This window comes from Streptomyces sp. NPDC005761 (genome assembly GCF_040630635.1).
Lineage (GTDB): Bacteria > Actinomycetota > Actinomycetes > Streptomycetales > Streptomycetaceae > Streptomyces.
In genome coordinates this window covers 53,861-78,986 of sequence record NZ_JBEXXX010000028.1, presented here as the reverse complement: position 1 = coordinate 78,986, position 25,126 = coordinate 53,861, and the positions used below count along the sequence as shown (strand labels likewise).

Genomic DNA, 25,126 nt, shown 5'->3' with positions numbered 1-25,126 from the left:
ACTGAGCGCTCCCAACAGGGCCTACGACACGCAGTGTTGCCCCGTCGATGGAAATCCGCCGGATAGCGGACACGGACGCATCCCAGTCGGACAAGAAACGGTCAAAGAATTGTGAGGTAATTGTTGGTACACCGTCAAAACTGGTCATTCGGTGGCACGCTCTCCGCTCGTAACCCCCCACGGAACGAGCAACGGAGAACGCATGACCCCCCACATGAACACTCGTCGCGCCGCAGCCCTGGCCGCCGTGGCCGCGATGGTCGTCGTCGGAGTGCAGACCGGTGCGGCGAACGCCACGCCGGGCTCCTCCGACGGCGGTTCCTCCGCCTCCCCCCGCACCGCGTCCCCCGCCTTCAGCAGCGCCTCCGCGCGCACCGGCGCCATCAAGTCGGCCCAGACCGAGGCCGCTTCGGCCGCCGACACCCTGGGGCTCGGCTCCCAGGAGAAGCTGATCGTCCGTGATGTGATCAAGGACGCCAACGGCACCGTCCACACCCGCTACGAGCGCACCTACGCCGGACTGCCCGTCCTCGGCGGCGACCTCGTCACCCACACCACGAGCAGCGGCAAGCTCAAGGGCGTCACCAAAGCGGTGAAGACCCGGATATCCGTGCCGTCCACGACGGCGAAGATCAAGACGGCGGCGAGCGCCCGCAAGGTGATCTGGGCGCGCGGCGGCACGCCCGTCCTCGCCTTCGAAACCGTGAAGACCGGTGTGCAGAAGGACGGCACCCCGAGCCGGATGCACATCATCACGGACGCCACCACCGGCAAGAAGCTGCACAGCTACGAGGCGATCGAGACGGCCGGCGTCGGCAACAGCCAGTACAGCGGCAAGGTCGACCTCTCCACCACCGCCTCCGGCTCGGGCTTCGAGCTGACCGACGGCGACCGCGGCGGCCACAAGACGTACGACCTCAACCAGGGCGAGAGCGGCACCGGCGACCTCGTCACCGACGACGACGACACCTGGGGCAACGGCGCGGGCGACGACCGCCAGACCGCCGCGGTCGACGCCCACTACGGCGCCGCGAAGACCTGGGACTTCTACAAGTCGGCCCTGGGCCGCGACGGCATCGCCGGTGACGGCAAGGCCGCCTACTCCCGGGTCCACTACGGCGACGCGTACGTCAACGCGTTCTGGGACGACAGCTGCTTCTGCATGACCTACGGCGACGGCGCCGACAACAAGAGCGCCCTCACCGGCCTCGACGTCGCGGGCCACGAGATGAGCCACGGCCTGACCGCCGCCACCGCCAACCTCGACTACGCCGGAGAGTCCGGCGGCCTCAACGAGGCGACCAGCGACATCTTCGGCACCTCCGTGGAGTTCTTCGCCGACAACGCCACCGACGTCGGCGACTACCTCATCGGCGAGAAGATCGACATCAACGGCGACGGCACCCCGCTGCGCTACATGGACAAGCCCAGCAAGGACGGCGGCTCGGCCGACTACTGGGACAGCGCCGTCGGCGACCAGGACGTGCACTACTCGTCGGGTGTCGCCAACCACTTCTTCTACCTGCTGGCCGAGGGCAGCGGCGCGAAGACCATCAACGGTGTGGACTACGACTCCCCGACCTCCGACGGCTCCACCGTCACCGGCATCGGCCGGGACAAGGCCGTCCAGATCTGGTACAAGGCCCTCTCCACGTACATGACCTCGACCACCGACTACGCGGCCGCCCGCGTCGCGACCGAGAAGGCGGCGACGGACCTGTACGGGGCGGACAGCGCCGAACTCAAGGCCGTCGACGCCGCCTGGACCGGCGTCAACGTGAAGTAACGCGCGCCGTACCGCATGCGGAGCCGGTCAGCCGTCCGCGGCCGGCCGGCTCCTGCCGTACAGCCAGTCCTCCCACAGCTCCGACAGGTCCTCCCCCGTCGCCTCCTCCACATAGGCGGTGAAGTCCGCCGTCGAGGCGTTGCCGTGCCGGTGCGCTTTCGTCCAGCCGGCGAGCAGCGCGAAGAACTCCTCGTCGTCGTCGACCACCTCGCGGATCTTGTGGACGACCATGGCCCCGCGCCCGTACACCGGCTGCTCCGAGATGTCCGCGGCGCTCGGCGGATCGGCGGGCGGGAAGTCCCAGTTGTCCTCGTCCTCGTAGGCCTCGTCGAAGGACTCCTGGGCGGGGGTGTCCTCCTTCTCCTCCTCCCACAGCCACTCCGCGTACGTCGCCAAACCCTCGTTGAGCCACATGTCGCGCCAGGTCGCCGGCGTCACCGAGTCTCCGAACCACTGGTGCGCCATCTCGTGGACGAGCAGCCCGATGCTCGGCGGGCCGGGGAAGAACGGCCGGTTCTGCGTCTCCAGCGCATAGCCGGAGTCCCCCTTGCGGTCCACGATCGCGCCCGTGGCGGAGAAGGGGTACGGGCCGAAGTGCTCGGCCCCCCACCTCACCACCTCGGGGATCCGGGCCAGCGTCCGCGCGCTCGCCTTCGCCGACTGCGGGTCCACGGCGGTGAACACCGTGATGCCGCCCGCCGTCGTCGAGGACTTCGTCTCGAAGCGGCCCACGGCCAGCGTCGCGAGGTAGCTCGCCATCGGCTCGGCCGTGTGCCAGCGGTAGGTGGTGCGCTCCCCCGCCGTCGTCGGCGGTCCGGCCGGCACCCCGTTGGAGACCGCGGCCAGCCCCTTGGGGACGGTGACCACCAGGTCGTACGAGGCCTTGTCGCTCGGGTGGTGATTGCCCGGGAACCACGCCATCGAGCCCGTCGGCTCACCGAGGGCGAGCGCGCCGTCGTCGGTCGGCAGCCAGCCCTCCTCGGACTCGTCCGCGTCGGTGATGGTGCGGGGCGAGCCCGAGTAGCGGATGACGGTACGGAACGTCTCGCCCCGGTGGAGCCGGTCCTCGACCTTCGCGTCCGTACGCAGCGTCAGCTCGTTGCCCGCCCGGTTGACGGCGGCCGGACGGCCCTCCACGGTGGCCGAGTCCACGGTCAGACCGGCGAGGTCCAGGTTGAAGGAGCTCAGGTCCTGCGTGGCCCGCGCGGTGATCACGGCGGTCCCGCGCAGCGTCTGCTCGTCCGGGTCGACGTCGAGCGTGAGGTCGTAGTGCGTCACGTCGTAGCCGCCGTTGCCGAGCTTGGGGAAGTACGGGTCCCGCAGACCGGAGGCCCCGGGTTTCCCCTCCACCCCGCCCGTTCCGGAGGTGCAGGCGGGGGCGAGGACGGCGAGGGCGAGGAGCAGGGCGGCGGGCCCGGCCTTCCTGCGGGCGCCGCGCACCGGGCCGCCTGCCGCGTCGCTTGCCGGGGGTCGGTGATCCACACCGGTGATCCTATGTGCGGAATGTCGGAGTCCGGGAACTCCGGGGCAGGGCCCGGGTGGTCCGGTGCTCGGACACCGCGATGCGATGCGGGATCCCGGAGCCCGGCACTCCCGGGCGGGACCCGGCGCTCCCGGGCGGGACCCGGAGACCCGGAACGGGACCGGAGGCCCGGAGCGGGACCCGGCACTCCCGGGCGGGACCGGAGGCCCGGAGCGGAACCCCGGGCCCGGAGCGGGACCCGGAGACCCGGAGTCGCGGGTGGTCCCGGGGTCCCGGGACCCCGGGGTCCCGGGGCTCCGGGGTGACGGGTGGTCACGGGACCTCCCGCAGCAGGGCCGCGATCTCCGCGAAGCCCCGGCGCTCCGCGTGGGCCAGGGCCGTGACGCCGTCGCCGTCCGGCAGCCCGGGCGTCGCCCCGGCGGCCAGCAGCAGCTCCACGATCTGTTGGTGCGCCCGGCCGCCGTCGCCGAGGATCACCGCCTCCAGCAGGGCCGTCCAACCCAGCCGGTTGACGTGGTCAACGTCGATGTCGGTGACCCGGAGCAGCTCCCGCACGTATCCGACGTGGCCCCGCTCGCTCGCCGGGATCAGCGCGATGCCGCCGAACCGGTTGCGGAGCTTCAGGTCCGGCCCGGCCGGCAGCAGGACGTGGAGCATCGCGACGCTGCCTGTGACACCCGTGGCCAGCCAGGGGCTCTCCTCGCGGCTGTCCTGCGCGTCGGGGTCGGCACCCGCGTCGACGAGCAGCCGGGCCGCCTCCACATGGCCGCCGTGGACGGCCAGGAGCAGGGGGGTGCGCAGCTCCTCGTCGCGGACGTCCACCCGGGCACCGCCCTCGACCGCGGTCCGCACGGAATCGGTGTCACCGGTGCGCGCGGCGTCGAGCAGCTCCTGATCGAGGGCATTCATATCCGTCTCCCGTGAGGTGGTGACGACTACTTGGCGAGGGCGGCCACGCCGGCTCGGGCGAACTTCTCGTCGAGGTCGCCGCTGGGCGCTCCGGCCACGCCGATGCCCGCCACCGGAGCACCCTTGACCTGGACCGGGGCGCCGCCCGCGAGGAACAGGGTGCCAGGGATGTCCTTCAGGTTCGGGGCCTGGGCGAGCCGCCCGGCCAGCTCGGACGTCGGGGCGTTCCAGGACACGGCGGTGTACGCCTTCTTCTCGGCCGACTCGTACGCCTGCGGGCCCGAGCCGTCGCCGCGCAGCGTCAGGATGGTGTTGCCGTTGCGGTCGACGACCGAGACGGCGACGCGCTGGTTCTCCTTCTCCGCGGCGTCGAGAGCGGCCTGCGCGGCCTTCGAGGCGGCGTCCACGGTCAGGTGCGTGGACTGCTGGAGGTTGCGGTTCGCGGTGTCCGCCTTGACGGTGGCGGCGGGCGCGGCGGCCGGGGTGGAGGCGTTCGCGGACATGGCGCCGAAGGTGCCGGCCCCGAGGGCGGCGGCGGCGACGGTACCGGTCAGGACACGGGTGCGCAGCGACATCTTCTTCATGGTGGGTTCCTCCGGAGTGGCTGGGGGCGGTTCCTGCGTTCTGAGATCAATCCTCCGGCCGGATCCGGGGCCGTACGGTCGGCGTACCGGCTCGACGCCGCGCGCGGGACGGCTGACGGCCCCATCGGCCGATCGGTTGATGCGGGGGTGGCCCTTCGGGGTGACGATGAGATGTCCGCGCAGGTCAGGAGCAGGGGTACGAGGTGGAGCAGGGGTACGAGGTGGAGCAGGGGTACGAGGTGGAGCAGCGAAACCGGTCGGTGCGCGGCGCGGGGCAGACCGGCGTCCCGGGCACCCGTGGTCTGGCGCTGCTCATGCACGCCGCGTTCTTCCTGCTGCTGGGCGCCTCGCTGACGCGCTTCCTGCTCCGTCACCCCGGCGAGACGCGCACCCCGTGGATCATCGGGCTGTCCATCGCCCTGGCCGTCCTCTACGTCCTCGGCCCCGTCCTCGGCTCCCGCCCGACCCCGCGCAGCCTCGTCTGGCTCGGAGTGCTCGTCGCCGTGTGGATGGTGCTGGTCGTCCTCGCGCCGAGCTTCGCCTGGTGCGCGGTCCCGCTCTTCTACACCGGGCTGCGCATCCTGCCGCCGCGTGCCGCGCTCGCACTGGTCGCGCTGCTCACTCTGTTCGTCGTCGCCGCGCAACTGCGGCTGGCCGACGGCTTCGACCCGAACCTGGTCCTCGCCCCGCCCGCCGTCGCCGCGGTCGCGACCGCCGTCTTCGTCCACATGCAGCGCCAGACCGTCACCCAGGGCGAACTCATCGACGACCTGCTGCGCACCCGCCGTGAACTGGCCGCCACAGAACGGCGCGAAGGCACCCTCGCCGAGCGCCAGCGGCTCTCCATGGAGATCCACGACACCCTGGCCCAGGGCCTGTCCAGCCAGCAGATGCTGCTCCAGGCCGCCGACCGCACCTGGGACGCCGACCCGGCGACGGCCCGCCGGCACGTACGCACCGCCACCGGCATCGCGGAACGCAACCTCGCCGAGGCCCGCCGCTTCGTCCACGACCTGGCACCCGCCGATCTCGCCGAGGGCGGCGGCCTGGAGGCGGCGCTGCACGCCCTCGCCGCCCGTGAGACCGCGCAGGCCCAGGGCCGGCTCAGCGTCCGCTGCCATGTCGAGGGCACACCGCACTCCGCCCTGCCCGACCGCGTGCAGTCCGCACTGCTGCGGATCGCCCAGGGCGCCCTGGCCAACGTCACCGAGCACGCGGGCGCCACCGAAGCCGCCCTGACCCTCACCCACCTCGACGACCGGACCGTCCTCGACATCGCCGACAACGGCCACGGCTTCACCCCCGGCGCCGGACCGCCCGACGGGGTGCGCGGGCACGGGCTGCCCGCCATGCGCGCCCGGCTCCAGCAGCTCGGCGGCACCCTGGCCATCGAGTCCGCCCCCGGCGAGGGCACCGTGGTGACCGCCGCCGTCCCCCTCACCGGCGAACCGCCCACCGCCCCCGGCCCTCAGGAGTCCCCATGACGCCTTCGCACCCGCCCGTCCGGATCCTGCTCTGCGACGACCACGCGGTCGTGCGCGCCGGACTCCTCGCCCTCCTCGGCAGCGAGCCCGACATCGAGGTCGTCGGCGAGGCCGGCAGCGGCGAGGAAGCCGTCGCCCTCGCCGCCAGGCTCACCCCCGACGTCGTCCTGATGGACCTCCAGCTCGGCGAGGGCATCGACGGCGTCGAAACCACCCGCCGCATCGTGACCGGCACCGACAACGCCCACGTCCTCGTCCTGACGACGTTTGACACCGACGCCGACATCACCCGGGCCATCGAGGCGGGCGCCACCGGCTACCTGCTGAAGGCGGAACGCCCCGAAGAACTCTTCGCCGCGATCCGCTCCGCCGCCCAGGGCCGCACCACCCTGTCCCCGCCCGTCGCCAGCCGCGTCATGGCCCGCATGCGCAAACCACTGCCCACCCTCACCGACCGCGAACGCGACATCCTCGGACAGCTCTCCCAAGGCCTGGGCAACCGCGACATCGCCCGCGCCCTCTTCATCAGCGAGGCCACCGTCAAGACGCACTTGGGCCGCATCTACGACAAGCTCGGCGTCGACACCCGCGCCGGTGCGGTCTCCGTGGCCAAGGAACAGCGGCTGCTGTCCTGAGCACCCCGCCCACGCCCCGCACACCCCCTGTCGCGGATCCGCTGGTGCGGAAGCGGCACGCCGGGCATGACACCATCGAACCGTGCTCGACATCGGCTACTCCCTCTCCCGACGCTTCCCCGATCCCCCGCAGACCGACTACCGCCGAGCGGACGTCCACGCGCTGCGCCACGATCTGTTCTCCGGGGACGTCTACCTCGCGGACACCAAGGAGGACCGCGAAGTATCCACAGCCTGGGGATGGGTACCGGTGCTCGACTTCGCCTGGGCACTGTGCGACATCGTCGAAAAGATCGACCAGGACCCCCGCGGCAACCGCTCGCACCGCCGCCAGTTCGCCGAACTCGACTTCACCGAGTCCTCCGACCGCATGCTCTTCGAGCGCCGCTTCGGCTGGGTCGACGTCGAAGCCGACTGGATGCCCGCCGAGGAAGCACCCCTCACCTTCAGCCACTCCCTGCTCCGCCGCGAGGCCCGCGACTTCCTGCACGACCTGATCGCCGACCTCGCCGACATGCACGAGGGCCTCGCCGACAACCCCACCGTCTGGGACATCCAGGCCCGCTTCCCCCGCCTCTGAGCGAGCCCGGGCCCCCTCACGCCTCCACCCGCACCCCGATCTGCGCCGCGAACGCCGGAGCCAGCTCCACCAGCTGCGCCGGACTGATCACCGCCCCGGCCAGCCGCTCCACCCCCCGGGCGATGTCCAGCTCAGCGACCGCCCGCAGATCCACCGACTCCATCCGCACCGCACTGAAGTCGGCCCGCTTCAGCACACAGTCCCGGAACTCCACCCGGGACAGCTGCGCACCCCCGAAATCCGGCTCCGCCAGCACACACCCCTCGAACACCACGTCCTTCAGCCGGGCCTTGCGCAGATTCAGGTAGTCGATCTTCCCGCCCCTGATCAGGACCCGCTCCAGCACCGCCCCGTGCATCTGCACCCCGCCCAGACGCGCGTCCACGATCTCCACGTCCCGCAACGACACCCCCGCGAGATCGGTGCCCACCCCCCGCACCCCCGTCAGCACCGAATCGATGAACCGGGCCCTGACCAGCTCCGTACGGTCCAGAGCGCAGCCGTCCAGCGCACAGTCCATGAAACGCGCCCCCGGACCCGACTCGTCCGCCAGGTCCACGGCATCGAACCGCACCCCGTCGTAATCCCCGTCCGGCTCCAGCCCACCGCCCCCGTACGCCACCAGCGGCGGCAGCCGCACCTCCGGGCGCCGCGCCTCGGCGACCCCGCCCCTGCCGCCCCTGCCCGTACCGCTGCTCCGCACCATGCCCCCATCGTGACGCACACCACTGACAACGCCCCGTCGCCGATGTCACAACCCCGCCCCCGCCGCACGTCCCGTCACCAGACGCACCTCCCGCGAAGGAGACCCGGACCATGCAGCGCATCCACGTCATCGGCGGCGGCCTCGCCGGATTCACCGCAGCCATCACCGCAGCCGAATCCGGCGCGCCGGTCACCATCCACGAGGCCCACCACACCCTCGGCGGACGGGCCAGGACCGCCGAAGGCCCCTACCGCACCAACGACGGCCCGCACGCCCTCTACCGCCACGGCCCCCACCGCGCCTGGCTCCACCGCCGCAACCTCCTCGGCCCCACCGTCACCGTGCCACCCCTCGAAGCCACCCGCCTGCGCTTCCGTCACCGCGGCACCCTGCGCCGCACCCCGCCGCTCGCCGTCCTGCGCCTCAGCCGCCGCGACGCCGCCCACGCACCGGTCGACGCCGACTTCCGCACCTGGGCCACCGCACAGACCGGCGAGGAGGGCGCCCGCGCCGCCGCGCACTACGCCGCCGTCGCGCTCTACCACCACGACCCCGGCAGCCTCTCCGCCGCGTTCGTCCAGGAACGGCTCCGCCGCGCCGCCGCCCTGCCTCCCGAAGCCCGCTACCCCGTCGGCGGCTGGGACCGGATCGTCGACCGGATGGCCTCCCGCGCCTGGAACCTCGGCGTCCGCATCGAGACCGCGTCCCGTATCGACACCGCCCGGCTCCACTCCCTCGCCCGCACCGGCCCCGTCGTCGTCGCCACCTCGCTCGACGCCGCCCGCAGCCTCCTCGGCGACCCCACGCTCACCTGGCCCTCCGGCCGCACCGCCCTCATCGACCTCGCCGTACGGCGCCGCCGCGGCGACGCGTTCGCCGTCTCCGACCTCGACGCCCCCGGCTGGATCGAGCGCTTCACCGCCCAGGACCGCACCCTCGCCCCCGCGGGCCTCCAACTCGTCCAGGGACAGTTCCCCGTCGGCCCCGACGAGAGCAGGGCCACCGGCACCGCCCGCGCCGAACACCTCCTCGACCTGGCCTTCCCCGGCTGGCGCGAACGCACCGAATGGCGCCGCGACGCCCTCGCCTCCGGCCGCACCGGAGCCGTCGACCACCCCGGCACCACCTGGCGCGACCGGCCCGCCATCGACCGCGGCGACGGCATCTACCTCGCCGGGGACCAGGTCGCCGCCCCCGGCCTCCTCAGCGAGGTCTCCTTCACCAGCGGCATCGAGGCAGCCCTCCTCGCCCTCGGAGCCACCACGGACCGCACCGCACCCGGCACACCGCTTGACCTCAAGCGCACCTGAGGTCGGAGGGTGGACCCACCCAGACCCACACCCCGGGGAGCCCACCATGCACGCCGTCCGCCTCCACGCCTTCGGCCCCGCCGAGAACCTCACCTACGAACACACCGACGACCCCGTCCCCGGCCCCGGCCAGGTCCGCATCGCCGTCCGCGCCGCCGGCGTACACCTCCTCGACACCGCCCTGCGCCAGGGCCTGACCGGCCCCTTCCCGGCGCCCACCGAACTGCCCACCGTCCCGGGCCGGGAAGTCGCCGGGACGGTCGAATCACTGGGCGAGGGCACCGACCCCGACTGGCTCGGCCGCCGCGTCGTCGCCCACCTCGGCGCAGCCCCCGGCGGCTACGCCGAACTCGCCGTCACCGAAGCGGAGAAACTCCACACCCTCCCGGAGGGACTGGACGAGTCCGAAGCCGTCGCCATGATCGGCACCGGCCGCACCACCCTCGGCATCCTCGGATTCACCCCACTCGGCCCGGACTCCGTCGTCCTCGTCACCGCGGCCGCCGGCGGCATCGGCACCCTGCTCGTGCAGTACGCCAAGAACGCCGGAGCCACCGTCATCGGCCTCGCCGGCGGCCCCGCCAAGGTCGCCCAAGTCCACGCCAACGGCGCCGAACTCGCCGTCGACTACACCCTCCCCGACTGGCCACGCCACGTCCGCACCCATCTCGACACCCTCGGCCGACGCGCCACCGTCGTGTACGACGCCGTCGGCTCCACCACCGCCCGCGCCGCCGTCGACCTCCTCGGCAAGGGCGGACAGCACGTCGTCTACGGCTGGTCCGGCAGCGGACTCCAGAACGGCCGCCCCCTCACCTTCACCGACGACGAACTCGCCGCACGCGGCATCACCTCCGAACACGTCCTCGGCCCCGCCATGCTGGAGCGCGGCGGCGGCCTGCGCGCCCTCGAGACCCGCGCCCTCGCCGAAGCCGCCGCCGGCCGGCTGCGCCCCGCCGTCCAGCGCTACCCGCTCGCCCGTGCCGCCGCGGCACACCGGGACCTGGAGACCCGCGGCACGACCGGCAAGGTCGTCCTCATCCCCTGAAGCGGGCAGCCGTCAGCCCCCGAGCTCCGCCAACGCCCCGTCCGTCAGCCGGTACACCGTCCACTCGTCCTGCGGCCGCGCACCCAGCGACTCGTAGAACGCGATGGACGGGGCGTTCCAGTTCAGCACCGACCACTCCAGACGCTCGTAACCACGCTCCACACAGATCCGCGCCAGCTCCGTCAGCAGCGCCTTCCCGTGCCCGCCGCCACGGCGGTCGGGACGCACGTACAGGTCCTCCAGATAGATGCCGTGCACCCCGCGCCACGTCGAGAAGTTCAGGAACCACAGGGCGAAACCGACGACCTCACCGTCCTCGTCCGACACGGCGATGTGCGCGTACGCGGCGGGCCGCTCACCGAACAACGCCTCGTGCAGCTGCTCCTCCGTGGCCTTCGCCTCGTGCAGCGCCTTCTCGTAATCGGCGAGCTCACGGACCATCGCGTGAATCGCGGGGACATCGGCAGCGGTAGCGGTACGAATCATGGGGGCAGCGTAGACAGCTCCCGCCCGCCCCCTACCCCCGCCCCAGCAGCAGCCGCGCGACCTCGGCCTGCTCCGGCACCAGCCGCCGCCCGCCCTCCCCGGTGTCCCAGCACGCGTTCTGCAGCACCCGCCCCAGCGTCCACGCCCGTGCCCGCCCCCGGTCCAGCCCCAACACCTCCGTCAGCAGATCGAACCGCCACACCACGTCCGCCGCCTCGAACCGGTCGACCAGCGCCGGAAACAACTCGAAGCCCGCATCCCCCACCAACGGCTTCGGATCGATCGCCACCCACCGCCCGCCCCGCCCCGCCAGCACGTTCCCGAAATGCAGATCCCAGTGCAGCAACCGGTCCCCCGGATCCCCCGCCACCTCCCGCACCGCCGCCGCACAGTCCGCCACCAGCCGGCGCTCCCCCGCATCCACCAACCGCCCCGCCACCCCCGGCGCAGCCTCCACCATCCGCGCCGCCGCCTCCCCCAGCCCCCGCAGCCCCGACCCCTCCGCGACCCGCACCGACGTCAGCCCCGCCAACAACTCCGCGACGACCCCCACCGCCTCCCGCGCATCCGCCACCCCCGACAGCGCACGCTGCCCGTCCAACCGCTCCAGCAGCATCGTCCCCGTCACCGCGTCGTGGTCCAGCAACCGCACCGCACCCGCCGACACACCGCCCCACAGCCGCAGCGCGACCGGCTCCCCCACCGTCTCCTCATCCACCGGCTGCAACTTCAACGCCGCCCGGCACCCGTCCGCCACCCGCACCACCGGCAGAACCAGCGCACACACCCCGTACGACGAAGCGCCGTCCGGCCTCAGCCCCCACCGCTCCAGGAAATCCTCGGCCATCCCCGGCAGCGCGGCGATGAACGCCCGCCCCGCCTCGCCGTTGTACGTGGACTGTGTGGCGATCAGCGCATCCGGAATGTCAATCACGCCACCGATCCTAGGAGCGTGCGTCAATCGGCTATGACCCCGAGCCACCCCGCCCCGCCCACACGGCCCCGCCCCGCGCCCGCCACGTGGATCCGCGGCGCCGGCTCATGGATCCGCAGCGCCCCCGGCACCTACATCTGGCTGACCGTCCTCTTCGTCACCACCGTCATCGTCCACCAGATGTCACCCGCCTTCGAGGAGGACTTCCTCCGCCAGCGGTCCACCAACATCCATGAACTCTCCCAGAACCCCGTCCGCGTCCTCATCAGCAGCGCCTTCTGGATCGACGGCGGCACCTGGCTCCCGTACGCCGTCCTCTACACCGTCTTCCACGCCCCCGCCGAACGCCGCCTCGGCACCCTGCGCTGGCTCACCGTCGCCGCCACCGCCCACGTCCTCGCCACCCTCGTCAGCGAAGGCGTCCTCGCCTGGGCCATCCGCCAGGGCCACGCGCCCCAGACCGCCGTCAACACCCTCGACGTCGGCGTCAGTTACGCCCTCGCGGGCGTCGTCGCCGTCCTCACCTACTACGTCGTACGCCCCTGGCGGTACGTCTACCTCTTCGCCGTCCTCGTCATCTACGCCGTCCCCCTCGTCACCGGCGCCACCTTCACCGACGTCGGCCACTTCACCGCCGCCCTCATCGGCCTGGCCTGCTACCCGCTCACCCGCGCCCGCCCCGAGACGAAACCGGCCCCGGCGAAGTAGCGTCCCGCCAGGAGCACCTCACCCATACGGACAAGCAGGGGCAACATGAGCACCGTCAGCACCGTCAACGGCGGCATATCCTTCTGGTACGCAGACCGGGGCACCCCGGCCCCCCGCGAGCCCCTGCCCGGCGACAGCACCGCCGACGTCTGCATCGTCGGCGGCGGGTACACCGGACTCTGGACGGCGTACTACCTCAAGAAGGCCGTCCCCTTCCTCAACATCACCGTCCTGGAAGCCAAGTTCTGCGGCTACGGGGCCTCCGGACGCAACGGCGGCTGGCTCTACAACGGAATCGCCGGCCGCGACCGCTACGCGAAACTCCACGGCCACGACGCAGCCGTCCGCCTCCAGCAGGCCATGAACGACACCGTCGACGAGGTCATCCGCGTCGCGGCCGAAGAGAAGATCGACGCCGACATCCACCGGGGCGGCGTCCTCGAAGTGGCCTACACCCCGGCCCAACTCGCCCGCCTCAAGGACTTCCACACCGTCGAGATCGCCTTCGGCGAAACCGACCGCACCCTGCACGGCGCCCGCGAAACCTCGAGACGCATCCGCGTCAACGGCGCCGTCGGCTCCACCTGGACCCCGCACGGCGCCCGCCTGCACCCCGCCAAACTCGTCACCGGCCTCGCCGACACCGTCGAGGCACTCGGCGTCACGATCCACGAATCGACCCCCGTCACCGAGATCAGGCCCAAGCACGCCGTCACCCCCTACGGCACCGTCCGCGCCCCGTACGTCCTGCGCTGCACCGAAGGCTTCACCGCCGCCCTCAAGGGCCAGAAGCGCACCTGGCTCCCGATGAACTCCTCCATGATCGTCACCGATCCCCTCCCCGCCTCCGTCTGGGACACCATCGGCTGGAACGGCCGCGAAACCCTCGGCGACATGGCCCACGCCTACATGTACGCCCAGCGCACCGCCGACGACCGCATCGCCCTCGGCGGCCGCGGAGTCCCCTACCGCTACGGCTCGGCCACCGACAACGACGGCCGCACCCAGCCCGCCACCATCGAGGCCCTGCGCGAACTCCTGATCCGTCTCTTCCCCACCACCGCGGGGACCCCCATCGCCCACGCCTGGTCCGGCGTCCTCGGCGTCCCCCGCGACTGGTGCGCCACCGCCACCCTCGACCGCTCCACCGGCCTCGGCTGGGCCGGCGGCTACGTCGGCTCCGGCGTCGCCACCACCAACCTCGCCGCCCGCACCCTGCGCGACCTCATCCAGCAGGACTCCGGCCAGTCCGGCCCCACGGAGCTGACCACCCTGCCCTGGGTCAACCACCGCGTCCGCCGCTGGGAACCCGAACCCCTGCGCTGGCTCGGCGTCCACGGCATGTACGCCGCCTACCGCGCCGCCGACCGCCGCGAACTCACCTCATCGCGCCCCGGCACCGACCGGATCGCGAAGATCGCGGACCGGCTGTCGGGGCGGGGTTGAACGGCTGACGAGGCGGGGGCGAGAGGCTGACCGGCTGACGGCGTGCCGAGCCGGGTGACCATCTGGGCAGGACGCCTGCCCACGTGACGACCTGCCCGGCGACGACCCGCTCAGCTCCCGTCCGGGTCCCCGTCGCTGCGGATGGCCTCCTTCATCTTGGCCACCGCGAAGCCCCAGCCCTGCTCGACGGTCGGCTTGGCCGGGACCGCGATCTCATCCGGGTTGGTGAGCACGTCGAGCAGGACCGGCCCCGGAGTACTGAAGGCCCGCCGTACCGACTCCTCCAGGTCGTCCGGGTCCGTCACGCGGATACCGGTGAGACCGAGGGCCGTGGCGACGGCCGCGAAGTCGGGGTTGTCCAGCACCGTGCCGAACTCGGGCAACCCCGCCTGCTCCTGCTCCAGTTTCACCATGCCGAGACGGCGGTTGTCGAACACGACCAGCTTGACCGGGAGCCGGCACGTCTTCAGTGTCATGAGGTCGCCGAGGAGCATGCTCAGACCGCCGTCACCGCAGAACGCCACGACCTGGCGCTCCCGGTCCAGGCACTGCGCGCCGAGCGCGTGCGGCATGGCGTTGGCCATCGAACCGAGGTTGAACGAGCCGATCAGCCGCCGGTCGCCGCGCATCTCGACGAACCGGGAGAGCCAGACCGTCGCCATTCCCGTGTCGGAGGTGAAGACGGCGTCCTCGGCGGCGACCCGGTCCACCACGGCGGCCAGGGCCTCGGGGCGGATGTCGTGCGAGCGGTTGTCCAGCGCGGAACGGATCCGCCCGACCAGGCCCTTGTCGTGCCCCGGCTCAGCGAGCCGGGCCTGGCCCGCACGCCACCGTTCGAAGCCCTTGCGCGCGTTCTCCAGGTGCGAGCGGTCCCGGGCCCCCTCCGTTCCGGGCGGCGGGGCGCCGACCTGGGTGAGAAGATCCCGGACCGTCGCGCCCGTGTCACCGACGAGCCCGACCTCGACCGGCACCCGGCGCCCGATGTGCGCGGCTTCCGTGTCCACCTGGATCACCGTCCGGCCCTCCGGGTACCACTCCCGGTAGGGGAAGTCGGTGCCCAGCAGCAGGAGCGTGTCCGCGTCGTGCAGCGCCGAGGCTGCTGCGGGGTTGCCGATCAGCCCGGTCTGACCCACCTGGAACTCGTTGGATTCGCCCTCGAAGCCCTCCTTGGCCTTGAGGGTGAGCACCATGGGCGCGGCCAGGCGGTCGGCGAGGGCCAGGACGTCCTCACGCGCGGCAGCCGCGCCCCGTCCGACGAGCAGCGTGATCCGCTCCGCGCCGTCGAGCAGCTCCGCGGCCCGGCGCACGGCCGACTCCTCCGGCCGGCTCACGGGCATCGTCAGGGAGAAGCGGGCCGGCCGGTCCGTGCCGAGCTCCCGGTCGCCGAGATCGCCCGGCACGCTGAGGACGGCGACGCCCTTGCGGCCCAGCGCGTTGCGCACGGCCGTCTCCAGCAACTGCGGCAGCTGGTCCGGAGAGGTGACCGTGGCGCGGAAGACCGCCACGTCATCGAAGAGCGCGTCGTTGTCGATCTCCTGGAAGGTGTCGCTGCCGAGATCGGCAAGCGGCACCTGGCCCGCGATCGCCAGGACCGGGGTCCGGCTCTTGGCCGCGTCGTACAGTCCGTTGAGCAGGTGCACGGACCCTGGGCCGACCGTGCCCATGCACACCCCGAGGGTGCCGCTGAGCTGCGACTGGGCACTCGCGGCGAACGCCGCGGCCTCCTCGTGCCGGCAGCCCACCCACTCGATGTCCTCGGTCGTGCGGATGGCGTCGGTCAGCGGGTTCAGCGCGTCGCCGACGACGCCGAACACCTGGCTCACGCCCAGCTCGCTCAGGGCGTCCACGATGGTGCGGGCAACGGTTCGTGCCACGGGATCCTCCAGATCACACGGTGAAGCGGTCGGGGTCGGCCGCCGCCCAGTCGGCCGCCCAGAGCGCGGGCGGCCCGGCCAGCAACTGCCCCGGCTCCAGCCATTCGTAGAGCTCCTCGTAGGAGCGGATGGTGTATGGATCGATGCGCCGATGGAGCATGTGGGGCCGCAGCTGCGCCGGATCGGTGACGCCCATGGACGCCATGAGCTTCAGCGCGCTCGCCACGGTCGCCTCCTGGAGGCGCTGTACGCGGGCCGTCTTGTCGCCGACGTCGAGGGCGCGGGCACGTCGGGGATCCTGGGTCGTGACACCGGTGGGGCAGGTGTTGGTGTGGCACCGCTGCGCCTGGATGCAGCCCACCGCGAACATCATCGCCCTGGCCGCGTTGCCGTAGTCGGCGCCTTGCAGCAGGCGCTTGACCAGGTCGGTGCCGGTGGCGATCTTGCCGCTCGCCCCGACCCGGATCCGGTCGCGCAGCCCCGCCCCGACGAGGGCGTTGTGCACCATGATCAGCCCCTCGGTGAGCGGGGTGCCGACGTGGTCGGCGAACTCCAGCGGCGCCGCGCCGGTGCCGCCCTCCGCCCCGTCCACCACGATGAAGTCCGGCGTCGTACCCTCGTCCACCATCGCCTTGCACACGGCGAGGAACTGCCGGCGGGAGCCCGGACAGATCTTGAAGCCGGTCGGCTTCCCACCGGACAGCTCGCGCAACGTGGCAAGGAAACGGACCAGTTCACGCGGGGTGGAGAACACCCGGTGGTACGGGGGTGAGATCACCGTCCGCCCCTCGGGCACGCCCCGTACCCGCGCGATCTCGGCATTGACCTTCGCGCCGGGCAGGACTCCGCCGATCCCGGGCTTGGCGCCCTGGGAGAGCTTGAGGGACACGCACCTCACGTGCTCGTGCGCGGCCTTGTCGGCGAACTGCCGGGGGTCGAACCCGCCGTCCTCCGTACGGCAGCCGAAGTACCCGGTGCCGATCTCCCAGACGAGGTCACCGCCCGGTCCCAGGTGGTATTCCGACAGCCCTCCCTCACCGGTGTCGTGCGCGAAGCCTCCGGCGGCAGCGCCCCCGTTGAGGGCGAGGATCGCGTTCGACGACAGGGAGCCGAAGCTCATCGCCGACACGTTCAGCAGCGCCATGTCGTACGGACGGGAGCAGTCGGGTCCGCCGATCCGCACCCGCGGCGGCTCCTCCGGCATCCCGACGGGTTTCATGGACGGGATCAGGAACTCGTATCCGGGCAGGTAGACGTCCCGCTCCGTGCCGAAGGGCTGCTCGGCATCGGTGCCTTTCGCCCGCTCGTACACGATGCTGCGGACATCCCGGTCGAAGGGGCGGCCGTCGAAGTTGCGCTCCACGAAGTACTGCTGGAGTTCGGGCCGGACCCGCTCCAGGAGGAAGCGCGCGTGCCCGACCACGGGATAGTTGCGCAGCACCGAGTGACGCCGCTGCAGCAGGTCCCACCCACCCAGCACACCCAGCAGAACGCCCGGAACCGCGGCGCACCACCACCATGGTGAGAAGCGCACCGCGGCGACGGCCGAGGCGAGTCCCGCGGCCAGGGTGAGGAGAACCGATCCGATACGTGTCACGCAGGACTACTTGCCTGCCGGACGGACCCCATGTGCCGCCATCCGGTCAAGAGATCGTCAACGGACAGGCACGGACCGGATCGCGAAGAGCGCTGACCGGTTGCCGCCTCCTGTCGCCCCGCTGCTACGGTCGTGGCAGTCAGCGGACACCCAGGGGTACTCCCGCTGCATGGGCCAGTCCACGCAGGCGACCCACGGACACGCCGGCCAGGCGGGAGATGATCACGCTGGGCAGCATCTGGTGCTGCACCCAGCCGGGCGCCATGCCGCACACGGCTTCGAGGGTGTCGGCGGCCTGGTCCCAGCGGCGGCATTCCACATGAGTCAGGGCCACATCGAGGCCGTACCGGGCCCGGGTGGCGAGAGGGACGGTGTCGTCGAGCTTGACGGTATCCATGAGGCGCAGCGCTCCAGGGATGTCGCCGAGAGCAACGGCGATGCTCATGGCCTGGGTGGCGGCGTAGAGGGGACCGTAGGGCTGCGCGTGCCCTCCACGGGCGTGTTCGGAACCGAGCCGTGCACCGACGGCGTGAGCCTGAGAAAGGTACTCGCGGGCGGTCTCGGCGGAGGAGCCGCCTCGGGAAGCCGCTACAGCTGCATCGGTGACGAGCTGGCCGTAGACCGCCAGCCGATCCGGGTCGTGTTCCGACATCTTCGGCTCGATCCGGTCCGCCTGGGTGGCGGCGAGCGAGAACCCCTGCGCGGTCCGACCGTCGCGGAGGTCGACCCATGCGGTGGTGGCGGCGAGGTGCGCGTCACGAAGGTCGTCGCCCGCCTGTACGGCGATCTGTCGGCCGTAGGTGAGCGCCGCGTATGCAAGGTCCCGTGAGCCCCAGACGTTCGCGGCCATAGCGGCGGTCTGGAAGACGTCGGCCAGGACGCCGGCGGCTGCCGTCTTCTCGTCGGTGTTCGATGCGTCGTACCGTGCGCGGGCCTCGGGCAGCAGCGCGCCGAGCAGAACCCCCAGTTCGGCGTACCGACCCGCCCAGTAGGCGGCGTCGGCGTCCTGTACAACGGCCCGGAGCTCGTCGACCGTCCCCGGTTCGACCTCGGCCGGGATACCGAGGGCGGCGTCGTGGGTGGCTCCGGACAGGGACCGCAGGGCCGCTCGCTCGTCGCGACTCACCGCGCCCTTGCACGGTCCCGATCGCGGGGATCGCGGACCGCTTGTCGGGGCGGGGCTGAGCGGGTACGGGCATAGAAAAATCCCAGGTCAGCATCACGCTGACCTGGGGATTGAGCCGCCTGTCGGAATCGAACCGACGACCTTCGGATTACAAAGCCGGAGCTCTACCAACTGAGCTAAGGCGGCGTTGCGCACGCGAAATCACGCGCGCGACCCTCACTTTACACAGCACCCAGTCCACCGATCCATGAAGTTCCGCCACCCCCGTAACCGCCCGAGCACCCGTGCGTTAAGAACACTGACGTGCTGATCCGGATATCAGACAGTCGGGGGAGGGGGGCATGATGGACACTGCAGACCAGCCGACACGGGTGGCGGGCGACGAGGCCAAGCGCATCAAGCGCGAGGCTCTGGGCATCGCCGACCGCAAGAAGCACCACGGTCGGGCGGCGGTCGCCATGAAGAGCCGGGCCAAGGAGCCCGGCACACAGCAGCGCGTGTACCGGTTCTATCCGACCCCGTCGCAGGCCGAGCAGTTGGAGAAGACCTTCGGAGCCTGCCGCTGGGTCTACAACGAGGGGCTGGCGCTCCGGGTGGGTGCCTGGGAGCGGCATCGCGTTTCGGTGGGGTTCGCTGAGACCTGCCGGGCGTTGACGGGGTGGCGGCAGGCTTCGGAGACGTCGTGGCTGCGCGAGGTGTCCTCGACGGTGTTGCAGCAGTCGTTGCGCCATCTGGACGGTGCGTTCACGCGGTTCTTCAAACAGTTGGCGAAGTACCCGCAGCGAAAGGCGAAACGCCGGTCGCGGGATTCGGCGACGTACGTACGGACCGGTTTCCGCTGGGCGGAGGATCCCGAGCGGCCCGGCACGGGGCTGGTGACGTTGGCGAAGCAGACGGTGCCCCTGGACGTGCGGTGGTCGCGGCCGTTGCCGGCCGGGGTGACACCCGTGACGTTGTCGGTGACGCGGGACCGTGCGGGCCGGTACTTCGTGGCGATGCTGGTCGAGGAGCGGATCGATCCCCTGCCCGCCGCCTTCGTACCGGGCGGACGCGCGCCGAAAGCCGTGGGGATCGATCTGGGGCTGGCTGCGCTGGTGACACTGGACGACGGAACGAAGGTGGATCACCCGCGCCTGCTGAAGAAGTACGAAAGGGAGCTGGCTCGGCTGCAGCGGGGGCTGCATCGCAAGACGAAGGGGTCCAAGAACCGGGGGAAGGCCCGAGAGCGCATCGCCCGTCTGTACGCCCTGATCAGCGACGTACGCAGAGACATGCTGGACCAGCTGACCACCCGCCTCGTGCGCGAGAACCAAGTGCTCGTGGTGGAAGATCTGGCCATCATGAATCTGCTGCGTCCGGGTGTCGGAAAGGGGCGTCGGCGCAAGGCCCGACTGAGTAGCTCGATCATCGATGCCGCCTGGGGCGAACTGATCCGGCAGTTGCGCTACAAGTGCGCCTGGTACGGGCGGACGCTGGTGATCGTGGACCGCTTCTTCCCGTCGACGCGTCGGTGCTCCGACTGCCACGCCAAGGGGCCGTCGCTCGACGTGTCCGTACGGGAGTGGACGTGCGCGGAGTGCGGTGCGGTGCACGACCGCGACGTGAATGCGGCGCGGAATCTCCGGGAGGAAGGCATGCGGCTGTACTGGCTCGTGGCCTCCGCACTCCCGCCGGGGCGAATGCCTCCGTCTGTGATCAAGGCATCGGAGCTGGCAGACGTACTGCTGGCTGCGTGAAGTAGTGAAGGACTGCGGTACGGACCGACGGGCCGTCGGCCACAAGGCCTGTGGAGCCCATGTAAGACCGGCCGGACGCACCCCCCGGGGGTGCGTCGGGGCGGCAGGGGTGATGAAGCAGGAAGCGCCGCGATCGCGGCAGGGTCAGAAGTGCTTTGCTCTGCCTGCACAAGGCGCGAGGTCAAAAGTATGCCGCTCCCCATCATGCGGCCAGCGGCAGATTGTTCCTCATGACGACCAGGAGATATTCCTCCCCAGAGAACTACTGACAGATCCGAAATCGCCAGGTAGCGTCGCTGAAGGTTCACTCAGTTGGACCAGACCACTCCCTTTACAACGGATCGTCCGGCACGTTCCTGCCGGTTGAGGAGAAGATTCAGCATGGCCAGTGTCACGTTCGACAAGGCGTCCCGCGTCTACCCCGGCTCCACGAAGCCGGCCGTCGACCAGCTCGAGATCGACATCGCGGACGGTGAGTTCCTCGTCCTCGTCGGTCCTTCCGGTTGTGGCAAGTCGACCTCCCTGCGCATGCTCGCGGGTCTCGAGGACGTCAACGGTGGCGCCATCCGCATCGGTGACCGCGACGTCACGCACCTGCCGCCGAAGGACCGGGACATCGCCATGGTGTTCCAGAACTACGCGCTCTACCCGCACATGTCCGTCGCGGACAACATGGGCTTCGCGCTGAAGATCGCCGGTATCAACAAGACCGAGATCCGGGCGAAGGTCGAAGAGGCCGCCAAGATGCTGGACCTCACCGACTACCTGGACCGCAAGCCGAAGGCGCTCTCCGGTGGTCAGCGTCAGCGTGTGGCGATGGGCCGCGCGATCGTGCGTGAGCCGCAGGTCTTCCTCATGGACGAGCCGCTGTCGAACCTCGACGCCAAGCTCCGTGTCTCCACCCGTACGCAGATCGCCTCGCTCCAGCGCCGTCTGGGCATCACGACCGTGTACGTCACGCACGACCAGGTCGAGGCCCTCACCATGGGCGACCGTGTCGCGGTCCTCAAGGACGGTCTCCTCCAGCAGGTCGACTCGCCGCGCAACATGTACGACCGCCCGGCGAACCTCTTCGTGGCCGGCTTCATCGGCTCCCCGGCCATGAACCTGGTCGAGGTCCCGATCACCGACGGTGGCGTGAAGTTCGGCAACAGCGTCGTCCCGGTCTCCCGCGAGGCGCTCACCGCCGCCGCGGACCGCGGTGACCGCACCGTCACGGTCGGCATCCGTCCCGAGCACTTCGACATCGTCGAGCACGGCGGCGCCGCCGCGACCGGCCTCTCCAAGGCCTCCTCCGACGCCCCGGCCGGCCTGGCCGTCTCGGTCAACGTCGTCGAGGAGCTCGGCGCCGACGGCTTCGTCTACGGCGCTGCCGAGGTCGGCGGCGAGCACAAGGACCTGGTCGTCCGCGTCGGCGGCCGTGCCGTCCCGGAGAAGGGCACCAAGCTCCACGTCGTGCCGCGCCCGGACGAGCTGCACGTCTTCGCGACGTCGACGGGTGAGCGTCTCACCGACTGATCCCGCAACACGCACCGCGACAGCCCCGCACGCTCTCCGTGCGGGGCTGTCGCGCGTTCGGGGTTTGGGGCGGCCGGGGCAAATTCCCCGGCACAACGGTCATTTCACTCCGGGTCGTCAACACGGGATTCGAAAAGCGCACTCGAACCATCGCTCGCGAGAGTGACGTAATGTCGCCAATTCATCACCGCCCGCTACGCTCGCTGCGTGACCCACACCGCGCGCCGTATCGGCCGAACTCTCGCTTTCGTACTGCCTGTCGTCATGGTCCTGTCCGGGACCCTCGCGGTCACCGCCGTGCCGTGGGCAACGCACAACTCCGACTCGACGATGCTCACCGCATCGGCACAGACCGTCTCCAAGCGCGCCAAGGCGCGTACTCCGCAGGACATTCTGCGCGACAAGCTTCTCCTGGAGCTCCAGGAGAAGGACCCGGGCGTCGCGTTGACGGATCTCCAGCGCGCCGTGGAAGGGCGTCCCTCGCTCGCGCGGCACTGCATGTCCATCGCGAAGGCGTTGGGCAAGGCCGCGGTCGAGCAGTACGGTCCGACGCGGGCCCACCGGTTCTCTCGTCCGGTCTGTGACACGTCGTTCGCCTCAGGTGTCGCGCAGTTCAGCTGACCGTTCCCGGCCGGGCACGGCATATCGTGCCTGGCATGCATACGTTTCCGACGCAGGCCGTGATCCTGGCGGGTGGCCAGGGGTCACGGCTGCGCCCGTACACCGATGACCGCCCCAAGCCGATGGTCGAGATCCCGGGCACCGGGACGCCGATCATCGGCCATCAGCTTGCCTGGCTGGCTGCCGAGGGCGTGACCGACGCCGTGGTGTCGTGCGGGCATCTCGCCGAGGTGCTGCAGGAATGGCTGGACGCGGCGGTGCTGCCGCTGCGGGTGACGACGGTCGTGGAGTCCGAACCGCTCGGCCGCGGCGGCGGGCTGAAGTACGCGGCCACCCGGCTGCCCGATCCGGAGCAGCCCTGGTACGCGACCAACGGCGACATCTGGACGCGTTTCTCGTTGCGCGAGATGGCCGCCTTCCATGCGGAGCGTGATGCGACCGCGACGCTGGCGCTGGCCCGGCCCCGCATTCCGTGGGGTGCGGTGGAGACGGATGCGTTCGGGCACATCACGGACTTCATCGAGTCCCCGCCGTCGCCGTATCTGATCAACGCGGGTGTGTACGTGTTCTCTCCGGCGTTCACGGCGATGCTGCCGGACCGGGGCGACCATGAGCGAACGACGTTCCCGAGGCTGGCGCGCGAGCGCAGCCTGGCCGGGTATCCGTTGCCGCACGGGGCGTACTGGCGGGCCATCGACACGGCGAAGGATCTGACGGAGGCGGCCAAGGAGCTGGACGGGCGGTAGTGGCCCCGCCCTCTTTCTCTGCGTCACCTTGCCGCGTCGGAAGGGGCGGGCACCGGAATCAATCCCGGTGCCCGCCCCTTCCGCGTGGCGTGGTGGGTGTCAGCCGAGGAGGCCGCCGATGGGGTTGCGGCCGCCACCGCCACCACTGGTGCCGCCCGTGGAGCCGGTGCCGGGGTCCGTGCCGCCGGTGGTGGAACCGCCGGTGGGGCCGGAGGAGCTGGGGCCGGAGCTGCTGGCGGGGGGCTGCTGGGGGGTGGTCTGCTGCGGGGTGCTCCGTCCGGTGCCCTGGGTCTGGCTGGGCTGTCCGGTGCCGGCTGCCTGGCCGGACTCGCGGACGCTGTCCGTGGCGGGTGTGGAGGCCTTGGCGGACGGGGTGCGGGGGGCGGTGGTGCGGGAGGGGGTGGGGCGCTGTCCGGTGGGGGTGTGGGAGGCCTTGCCGCTGCGGGACTTCTCGGGGAGCGGGGTGCCGGGGAGCTGGTTGGTGGGGACGCCGTTCGGTCCGGGGACGGTGACGACTTCGGAGGAGCGGACGGCTCCGCCGAGCATGGAGCCGATGAGGAGGGTGAGCCCGACGACGACGGTGGCGACGACGGCGCCGCGGCGCAGGACGCGCCGGCGGAGGTCCCAGATCTCGGAGCGGGGGCCGAGCTTGCGCCAGGCCTCTCCGGCGAGGCGTCCGTCGACGGAGTAGACGGGGGCGCCCGCGATGATCAGGGGGCTCCAGGCGGCGAGGTAGATGATGTCGGGCGCGTCGTAGGCGGCGACGGTGCGCCAGCTGACGGTGACCAGGAGTGCGGCGGACAGGAGGGCGCCGATGGAGGCGGCGACGCGCTGCCAGAGGCCGAGGACGGTGAGGACTCCGACGACGACCTGGAGGAAGGCGATGGTGAGGCCCGCGCCGACGGGGTGGGAGAGCGCGAAGTCCCGGAGGGGTTCCGCGAGCGCCCAGGGGTGGAGCGAGGTCAGCCACTTGACCATGGAGCCGCGGTCGCCGCCGTCGAAGTAGACGGGGTCGCAGAGTTTGCCCATCCCGGCGTAGATGGAAATGAAGCCGAGGAAGACGCGCATGGGCAGGAGGACGACGCCGAGGTTCATGCGGCGGCCCGGGTAGTACGCGTGCCGGACGTTGTCGCCGGGGCGTCGCTCGCGGGTCTCGGTGATGTCGTAGGCGTCGGGGTCGCGTCCGTCGGTGTCGTACGGGCCGGGCTCGACGGGGTCGTAGGCGCCGACGGCCTGGCGCATGGGGGGCAGCAGCGGGCCGCCGGGGCGGCGGGGCTGGTGCGGGGCGGTGATGACGGGGTTGGGCTGGGTCTCTTCGAGGCGCGGGATGACCTGGGTGCCGGAGCCTGCGCGTCCGCTGTCGAGCTCGTAGGAGGCGTACGGCTCGTAGGGGTCGTACGACGCGGTGTCGGGCAGGCCCGCGGTGGAGTTCCGTACGGCCTGGAGGAGTCCGCTGGCGCCGGGGTCGCCGGGGGCTGACCTGCCGCTCCACACGACGGGGGCGCGTCGGCCGCGTCCGGCTCCGGTGCCGCTCATGGCGGGGATCCTGGGTGCTCCGGCGGGTGCCGCACCGCGCAGCCGTGCGCGCTGGCCGGGGGCGAGCTGCACCCGGAAGCTGGCGTGGTTGACGATGACCTGCGCGGGGTCGCAGTCCACCTTGGCCATGCTCAGGGCGGGTTGTTCGTCGAACCGAGGCGTTCTGGTGTCCACACTCATCTAACCGAGTGATGTGTGTTTAGGACACTGCCTTGACGGTGTCGAAGTGTCCGAGGCCCGTCAACAGGTGGTGGCGGGGTGCGCCGGGGCGTG

General features: G+C 71.4%; 22 protein-coding genes and 1 tRNA gene. 12 read left to right on the top strand and 11 right to left on the bottom strand.

What is annotated here, in order from left to right; translation table 11 throughout:
* Positions 1 to 202 precede the first annotated feature (202 nt).
* Positions 203 to 1,786 carry a M4 family metallopeptidase gene (locus ABZ434_RS24055; protein WP_359140454.1) on the top strand — a complete coding sequence of 528 codons (1,584 nt, stop codon included), beginning with the start codon at positions 203 to 205 and terminating at the stop codon, positions 1,784 to 1,786.
* A 27-nt stretch (positions 1,787 to 1,813) separates the two neighbouring features.
* Here the strand turns inward: ABZ434_RS24055 and ABZ434_RS24050 are convergent, their stop codons facing one another.
* The 3 genes from ABZ434_RS24050 to ABZ434_RS24040 form a co-directional block, all read right to left on the bottom strand.
* Positions 1,814 to 3,190, bottom strand: a complete 1,377-nt coding sequence (locus tag ABZ434_RS24050) for a M1 family metallopeptidase (RefSeq protein ID WP_359140528.1) — start codon at positions 3,188 to 3,190, stop codon at positions 1,814 to 1,816.
* 391 nt (positions 3,191 to 3,581) lie between these two features.
* A complete protein-coding gene (locus ABZ434_RS24045) occupies positions 3,582 to 4,178 on the bottom strand; it encodes an ankyrin repeat domain-containing protein (RefSeq protein ID WP_359140451.1) in 597 nt (198 codons plus the stop codon).
* Between the two features lie 26 nt (positions 4,179 to 4,204).
* On the bottom strand, positions 4,205 to 4,762 hold the full coding sequence (locus ABZ434_RS24040) for a heme-binding protein (RefSeq protein WP_359140448.1): 558 nt from the start codon (positions 4,760 to 4,762) through the stop codon (positions 4,205 to 4,207).
* Positions 4,763 to 5,022: 260 nt separating this feature from the next.
* Between ABZ434_RS24040 and ABZ434_RS24035 the strand changes: the two genes are divergently transcribed.
* From ABZ434_RS24035 to ABZ434_RS24025, 3 genes are all read left to right on the top strand, one after another.
* The gene (locus ABZ434_RS24035) at positions 5,023 to 6,246 is read left to right on the top strand and encodes a sensor histidine kinase (RefSeq protein WP_359140525.1); all 1,224 of its coding nucleotides are present in this window, start codon (positions 5,023 to 5,025) and stop codon (positions 6,244 to 6,246) included.
* A complete protein-coding gene (locus ABZ434_RS24030; RefSeq protein WP_359140445.1) occupies positions 6,243 to 6,881 on the top strand; it encodes a response regulator transcription factor in 639 nt (212 codons plus the stop codon). The genes ABZ434_RS24035 and ABZ434_RS24030 overlap by 4 nt, the downstream gene beginning before the upstream one ends.
* A gap of 82 nt (positions 6,882 to 6,963) precedes the next feature.
* The gene (locus tag ABZ434_RS24025) at positions 6,964 to 7,461 is read left to right on the top strand and encodes a hypothetical protein (protein WP_148019387.1); all 498 of its coding nucleotides are present in this window, start codon (positions 6,964 to 6,966) and stop codon (positions 7,459 to 7,461) included.
* A gap of 16 nt (positions 7,462 to 7,477) precedes the next feature.
* On the opposite strand, the gene ABZ434_RS24020 is transcribed toward ABZ434_RS24025, so the two are convergent.
* Positions 7,478 to 8,167 (bottom strand): pentapeptide repeat-containing protein, encoded by a 690-nt coding sequence (locus ABZ434_RS24020; RefSeq protein ID WP_359140441.1) that lies wholly within the window; start codon positions 8,165 to 8,167, stop codon positions 7,478 to 7,480.
* Positions 8,168 to 8,277: 110 nt separating this feature from the next.
* On the opposite strand from ABZ434_RS24020, the gene ABZ434_RS24015 reads away from it, so the two are divergent.
* Together ABZ434_RS24015 and ABZ434_RS24010 are read left to right on the top strand one after the other, a co-directional pair.
* Entirely contained in the window at positions 8,278 to 9,477 is a 1,200-nt protein-coding gene (locus ABZ434_RS24015) for an NAD(P)-binding protein (protein ID WP_359140438.1), read from the top strand.
* A 46-nt stretch (positions 9,478 to 9,523) separates the two neighbouring features.
* Positions 9,524 to 10,525 carry a zinc-binding dehydrogenase gene (locus ABZ434_RS24010; RefSeq protein ID WP_359140436.1) on the top strand — a complete coding sequence of 334 codons (1,002 nt, stop codon included), beginning with the start codon at positions 9,524 to 9,526 and terminating at the stop codon, positions 10,523 to 10,525.
* 12 nt (positions 10,526 to 10,537) lie between these two features.
* On the opposite strand, the gene ABZ434_RS24005 is transcribed toward ABZ434_RS24010, so the two are convergent.
* Entirely contained in the window at positions 10,538 to 11,011 is a 474-nt protein-coding gene (locus ABZ434_RS24005; RefSeq protein WP_359140433.1) for a GNAT family N-acetyltransferase, read from the bottom strand.
* Positions 11,012 to 11,042: 31 nt separating this feature from the next.
* Entirely contained in the window at positions 11,043 to 11,945 is a 903-nt protein-coding gene (locus ABZ434_RS24000; protein ID WP_359140431.1) for an aminoglycoside phosphotransferase family protein, read from the bottom strand.
* A 33-nt stretch (positions 11,946 to 11,978) separates the two neighbouring features.
* Between ABZ434_RS24000 and ABZ434_RS23995 the strand changes: the two genes are divergently transcribed.
* Positions 11,979 to 12,653 (top strand): rhomboid-like protein, encoded by a 675-nt coding sequence (locus ABZ434_RS23995; RefSeq protein ID WP_359140522.1) that lies wholly within the window; start codon positions 11,979 to 11,981, stop codon positions 12,651 to 12,653.
* A 45-nt stretch (positions 12,654 to 12,698) separates the two neighbouring features.
* The gene (locus ABZ434_RS23990) at positions 12,699 to 14,099 is read left to right on the top strand and encodes an FAD-dependent oxidoreductase (RefSeq protein WP_359140428.1); all 1,401 of its coding nucleotides are present in this window, start codon (positions 12,699 to 12,701) and stop codon (positions 14,097 to 14,099) included.
* Positions 14,100 to 14,209: 110 nt separating this feature from the next.
* On the opposite strand, the gene ABZ434_RS23985 is transcribed toward ABZ434_RS23990, so the two are convergent.
* The 4 genes from ABZ434_RS23985 to ABZ434_RS23970 all read right to left on the bottom strand — a co-directional run bounded on the left by ABZ434_RS23985 (position 14,210) and on the right by ABZ434_RS23970 (position 18,882).
* Positions 14,210 to 15,973 (bottom strand): thiamine pyrophosphate-dependent enzyme, encoded by a 1,764-nt coding sequence (locus tag ABZ434_RS23985; protein WP_359140425.1) that lies wholly within the window; start codon positions 15,971 to 15,973, stop codon positions 14,210 to 14,212.
* Positions 15,974 to 15,986: 13 nt separating this feature from the next.
* Entirely contained in the window at positions 15,987 to 17,570 is a 1,584-nt protein-coding gene (locus tag ABZ434_RS23980) for an FMN-binding glutamate synthase family protein (protein WP_359140422.1), read from the bottom strand.
* Between the two features lie 139 nt (positions 17,571 to 17,709).
* A complete protein-coding gene (locus ABZ434_RS23975; RefSeq protein WP_359140419.1) occupies positions 17,710 to 18,696 on the bottom strand; it encodes a transcriptional regulator in 987 nt (328 codons plus the stop codon).
* Positions 18,697 to 18,809: 113 nt separating this feature from the next.
* A tRNA-Thr gene (locus tag ABZ434_RS23970) sits at positions 18,810 to 18,882 on the bottom strand.
* A gap of 155 nt (positions 18,883 to 19,037) precedes the next feature.
* Between ABZ434_RS23970 and ABZ434_RS23965 the strand changes: the two genes are divergently transcribed.
* From ABZ434_RS23965 to ABZ434_RS23950, 4 genes are all read left to right on the top strand, one after another.
* Entirely contained in the window at positions 19,038 to 20,432 is a 1,395-nt protein-coding gene (locus tag ABZ434_RS23965) for an RNA-guided endonuclease TnpB family protein (protein WP_359140416.1), read from the top strand.
* Positions 20,433 to 20,813: 381 nt separating this feature from the next.
* On the top strand, positions 20,814 to 21,950 hold the full coding sequence (ugpC, locus tag ABZ434_RS23960; protein WP_359140413.1) for a sn-glycerol-3-phosphate ABC transporter ATP-binding protein UgpC: 1,137 nt from the start codon (positions 20,814 to 20,816) through the stop codon (positions 21,948 to 21,950).
* Positions 21,951 to 22,157: 207 nt separating this feature from the next.
* Positions 22,158 to 22,571: a hypothetical protein gene (locus tag ABZ434_RS23955; RefSeq protein ID WP_359140410.1), complete on the top strand. Its 414-nt coding sequence runs from the start codon at positions 22,158 to 22,160 to the stop codon at positions 22,569 to 22,571.
* 35 nt (positions 22,572 to 22,606) lie between these two features.
* Entirely contained in the window at positions 22,607 to 23,317 is a 711-nt protein-coding gene (locus ABZ434_RS23950; RefSeq protein WP_359140408.1) for a nucleotidyltransferase family protein, read from the top strand.
* 99 nt (positions 23,318 to 23,416) lie between these two features.
* Here ABZ434_RS23950 and ABZ434_RS23945 read toward each other — a convergent pair whose 3' ends face one another.
* Complete coding sequence (locus ABZ434_RS23945) at positions 23,417 to 25,033, bottom strand: DoxX family membrane protein (RefSeq protein ID WP_359140405.1); 1,617 nt, start codon at positions 25,031 to 25,033, stop codon at positions 23,417 to 23,419.
* Positions 25,034 to 25,126 lie beyond the last annotated feature (93 nt).

What these genes read in the sequence shown, in the direction of transcription:
- ABZ434_RS24055 (WP_359140454.1), top strand. Translation starts at nt 203, where the DNA reads ATGACCCCCCACATGAACACTCGTCGCGCCGCAGCCCTGGCCGCCGTG.
- ABZ434_RS24045 (WP_359140451.1), bottom strand. Translation starts at nt 4,178, where the DNA reads ATGAATGCCCTCGATCAGGAGCTGCTCGACGCCGCGCGCACCGGTGAC.
- ABZ434_RS24040 (WP_359140448.1), bottom strand. Translation starts at nt 4,762, where the DNA reads ATGAAGAAGATGTCGCTGCGCACCCGTGTCCTGACCGGTACCGTCGCC.
- ABZ434_RS24030 (WP_359140445.1), top strand. Translation starts at nt 6,243, where the DNA reads ATGACGCCTTCGCACCCGCCCGTCCGGATCCTGCTCTGCGACGACCAC.
- ABZ434_RS24020 (WP_359140441.1), bottom strand. Translation starts at nt 8,167, where the DNA reads ATGGTGCGGAGCAGCGGTACGGGCAGGGGCGGCAGGGGCGGGGTCGCC.
- ABZ434_RS24015 (WP_359140438.1), top strand. Translation starts at nt 8,278, where the DNA reads ATGCAGCGCATCCACGTCATCGGCGGCGGCCTCGCCGGATTCACCGCA.
- ABZ434_RS24010 (WP_359140436.1), top strand. Translation starts at nt 9,524, where the DNA reads ATGCACGCCGTCCGCCTCCACGCCTTCGGCCCCGCCGAGAACCTCACC.
- ABZ434_RS24005 (WP_359140433.1), bottom strand. Translation starts at nt 11,011, where the DNA reads ATGATTCGTACCGCTACCGCTGCCGATGTCCCCGCGATTCACGCGATG.
- ABZ434_RS23995 (WP_359140522.1), top strand. Translation starts at nt 11,979, where the DNA reads ATGACCCCGAGCCACCCCGCCCCGCCCACACGGCCCCGCCCCGCGCCC.
- ABZ434_RS23990 (WP_359140428.1), top strand. Translation starts at nt 12,699, where the DNA reads ATGAGCACCGTCAGCACCGTCAACGGCGGCATATCCTTCTGGTACGCA.
- ABZ434_RS23965 (WP_359140416.1), top strand. Translation starts at nt 19,038, where the DNA reads ATGATGGACACTGCAGACCAGCCGACACGGGTGGCGGGCGACGAGGCC.
- ugpC (WP_359140413.1), top strand. Translation starts at nt 20,814, where the DNA reads ATGGCCAGTGTCACGTTCGACAAGGCGTCCCGCGTCTACCCCGGCTCC.
- ABZ434_RS23950 (WP_359140408.1), top strand. Translation starts at nt 22,607, where the DNA reads ATGCATACGTTTCCGACGCAGGCCGTGATCCTGGCGGGTGGCCAGGGG.
- ABZ434_RS23945 (WP_359140405.1), bottom strand. Translation starts at nt 25,033, where the DNA reads ATGAGTGTGGACACCAGAACGCCTCGGTTCGACGAACAACCCGCCCTG.